This window comes from Bacillus gaemokensis (assembly GCF_001590835.1).
Lineage (GTDB): Bacteria > Bacillota > Bacilli > Bacillales > Bacillaceae_G > Bacillus_A > Bacillus_A gaemokensis.
On record NZ_LTAQ01000069.1, the window covers coordinates 1 to 3673 of the forward strand.

Consider the following 3673-nt stretch of genomic DNA (forward strand, 5'->3'; position numbering starts at 1 on the left):
TATATTGTATGTCCTATGCTACTATCTCGTAGAAGTGTATCAAACGCTACTGTGATATCTTTTTTCGCTAATTTTTCTGTAAAAAGAGCAACTCGTAATTGTCCACTGGTAAACGGTTGTGCAGATTCGAAAGAGGCGTTTTCCCTTCCTTGTTTTATTGTGTTTCCACTGTTCTCAAATACTTGGACTTGATGACCTTTTTTTTGAATAGGACAGACAATCGTTGCTTTTATTTTATCTTTTGCTGTATCGTATACAACTCCTTGAATTAATTGAACATCATCAATAATATCCTTTTGCAAGCACCCTGTCATAAATATTAACGAAATACCAAATAGTAAAATTTGTTTTCGGATAATTTTTTTCATATTTTCTCCATCCAGTAAAAAACAAAATTGAGAAATAACTCATTCTAAGTTAGATTTTACATCGTATTAATTATTAAATGTTGAATTTTAATTGTTTGTGGTATTTTTCCAAAATAATCATCATTATATTCCATGTTTTTATTAAAACTATCGATAAGTTGTTTTATGTTAACGTGTAAGATAAATATCGAATTTATCAGAATTTTGTATATTTTTGTTGTTTTATTTTGTTTTTTATGTTAAACTTATAATTACAAAGAAAGAATGAATAAAAATAGATTTAATTTTCAGAATTTTCAGTTTACAGTTCGATTCACTTTACCTTATTTACGTGTTTGTGTATTGCATCTGCCGCTCTTTTTTTGTTTTCTTCTGTAGAAATTTAATTTATGTTTATGACGGTTGAAATTAATCCCACTATTGGGTACATATAGGGATTAAACAAATATGTTCTATTTAAAAATCCCCCTACGAAGTAGAGTAGGAACTCTGTTACTAGGTCTGAAAAACATTTCTCGGTTCTAAAGTTGTAAGAGAGAATACATTCATTTCTGTACGTTTATATTCAATCGAGTAATTAATAAATCTAATGTAATAATTATTTCTAAAATAGAACAATTATATTTTGACAATGATTAAAACTAAATATATAATCTAAATCTGTCGAAAGAAATAATTAATTGACATGTTTTTTATAAAATCATAAAAGAAAGAATAGATTTTGAATCAAGTTTTTATATCTAATAGATTGAATGTTATCATTTTTTAAAATAACTTCTTTCGTATAATATATATACTAAATTTTCAACAAAAAATTGGCTGTATATGATTTAGGAAAGAGGATTACATAAATAATTAAAAATATTTAATATTTTAAGAGAGGTAGTGATAGCTTAAGTAGAACTTCATACTTAATGAGAGGTATTATTTTGTTTTATGATAGTTTGTTTGCATAGAAAATGGAGGTATTTGCAACGTGCAGTAGACTCTGAAGAAAATACGAGTGATTTCTTCAAGAAAGCTTTCTGTTCTTTTCTTTTCAAGTTTCTTGGTCTCGTATCATGACAATCAAAATCTGGTTGATCCAATAGAGTAGAAGAGTTGAAGAAAGAGAAAAAGATGCCAGCAACAATTATCCAAATCAAGTGGAACATCTTAATAATATAATAGAACAAGGTTTTTGATGTATTAAAAATCTGTTTCGTTATATGTTAGGAGTTTGTATGACTTTTTCAAAGCTACAGCATATTTGTAACGGGATCCATTTCAATTTAATTTATAGGGGGATAACATGGCTATATATTTAAAAAGAGTAACTTCTCTTTTTTTAATTTGTATGATTTTTATGTTTACCATAGGTCAAAATCTTGTACCAATAATAGGACATATAGTAAACGCACAAGAATTAAATTCAACAGGATTTGTGGATAGTTTTAAAATTGACAAAACGACACTACAGTATGGGGAACAGACTGGAATAAGAGTGAATTTCAGTGATAAATCTGGAAACAATATGAAGTCTGGAGATACGTTGACATTAAGCCTACCTACAGAATTACTTGGATTTAAGGGGTCGATTCCGTTAAATAATGATGAAAATCGTAATTTTGGTACTTGTGAAATAAACACAAGTAATGTGGTATGTATATTTAATGATACAGTTGAGAAACTTCAGAATATTAGAGGGCATTTTAATTTTACAGTTCAAGCTTCTAATATAGCAGTGGGAGAAGAGAAAAGTATCCCAACAAATTTAGGTACAAGTTTAGAATCTCAAACTGTAACGATTGTCCATCCAAGCGGTGGTGGTACAGAACCTGGACAGTTTTTCTACAAAGCAGGTGATATTCAACCAGGAAATTCCAATGAAGTACGTTGGTTTTTGAATGTGAATTTAAAAAAACAACAGTTAAATTCTGATATTGTTTTGTCTGATAGTTTGCAAGAAGGTCAAACGCTTAATAAAAATAATTTCGGAATAGAAATTAATGGAAATAGGCCTTTGTCAATTGAAGAATTTCAACATCAAGGTTATGGATTGATTAAGTTTACTGGCGAACACTCTTTTGAAGTCATTATTTATAAGAATTCTGCAAATGGTAATTCGTTTACTATTAGTTATACGGCTACTATAAATGAAAGTGGCAAAAAACAAGAATTCTTTAAAAATAATTATACGATTAATTACCAGGTTATGAACGAAGAACCGGTTTCCGATTCAGGTAGTGCCTCAGTCAAAAATATAGCTTTTGGTGGTGGTGCTGATGGTGACTTACCTCCAAAAGGAACTCTAAGAATTGTTAAGCATCTTGAAGGGGATGAAGAAAAAGTAATACCAAATGTCTCGTTTAAGTTGTATACAGAATCAGGTCAACAAGTTAGTGATATGTTTACGACAGATGGACAAGGTATAGTTGAAATTACTAATTTAAATCCAGGCAATTATTACGTGCAAGAGATTTCAGCTCCGAAGTATATTGATTTTGATCCTCAGGAAAAAATAAGTTTTACGGTTGATTCAAATGCTATAAATGGAATTAAGCTGCCGATTTCTAATAAAGTTAAAAAGACTAGTATTCCAGTATTAAAAAAATGGGTTAATGCACCTGATATGAAGCCTAGCATTCAAATTCAGTTGTTGAATAAGCATCACTCAAACGAAAATGCATCTGTTTTACAGACTATTAATCTAAGTAATGGTGAGACATCTTATACATTCGAAAATTTACCTAAGTACAATGAACATGGTGAAGAAATTCAGTATGATGTCGTGGAAAATAATGTACCTGATGGTTATGAATCAGTTGTAACAGGTAACTCTGATGAAGGGTTCACAATAACAAATACTAAAAAAGAAACACCAAAGACATCAGTTACAGGAACAAAGACATGGAAAGACGATAATGCGAAAGATCGTCCGAAAATGATCAAAGTAGACTTACAGACTTACTACAAAATGGTCAAGTGGTTGCGACGCAAGAAGTAACAGAAGCAACTGGTTGGACATATGAATTTAAAGATTTAGCTGRWTATGATGCCGAGGGCAAGGCATATAAGTATGAAGTGAAAGAACAACTGGTAGATGGATATAAATCAGAGGTCAACGGTTACGACATTACGAATACAAAGGTTGGCCAAACAAAGGTAGAAGGAACGAAGACGTGGAAGGATGACAACGCGAAAGATCGTCCGAAAATGATCAAAGTAGACTTAYTACAAAATGGTCAAGTGGTTGCGACGCAAGAAGTAACAGAAGCAACTGGTTGGACATATGAATTTAAAGATTTAGCTGGTTATGATGCCGA

3 protein-coding genes are annotated in these 3673 nt (G+C 30.7%); 2 read left to right on the plus strand and 1 reads right to left on the minus strand.

What is annotated here, in order from left to right:
• The coding region (locus AZF08_RS26055; RefSeq protein WP_456061914.1) for a Ger(x)C family spore germination protein at window positions 1-368 on the minus strand (368 nt) is incomplete at its 3' end.
• A gap of 1291 nt (window positions 369-1659) precedes the next feature.
• On the opposite strand from AZF08_RS26055, the gene AZF08_RS30965 reads away from it, so the two are divergent.
• Both AZF08_RS30965 and AZF08_RS32075 read left to right on the plus strand, forming a co-directional pair.
• Window positions 1660-3354 carry a Cna B-type domain-containing protein gene (locus AZF08_RS30965; protein ID WP_063177408.1) on the plus strand — a complete coding sequence of 565 codons (1695 nt, stop codon included), beginning with the start codon at window positions 1660-1662 and terminating at the stop codon, window positions 3352-3354.
• A partial coding sequence (locus tag AZF08_RS32075) for a Cna B-type domain-containing protein (RefSeq protein ID WP_321141632.1) occupies window positions 3333-3673 on the plus strand: 341 nt, incomplete at its 3' end. The genes AZF08_RS30965 and AZF08_RS32075, both read left to right, overlap by 22 nt.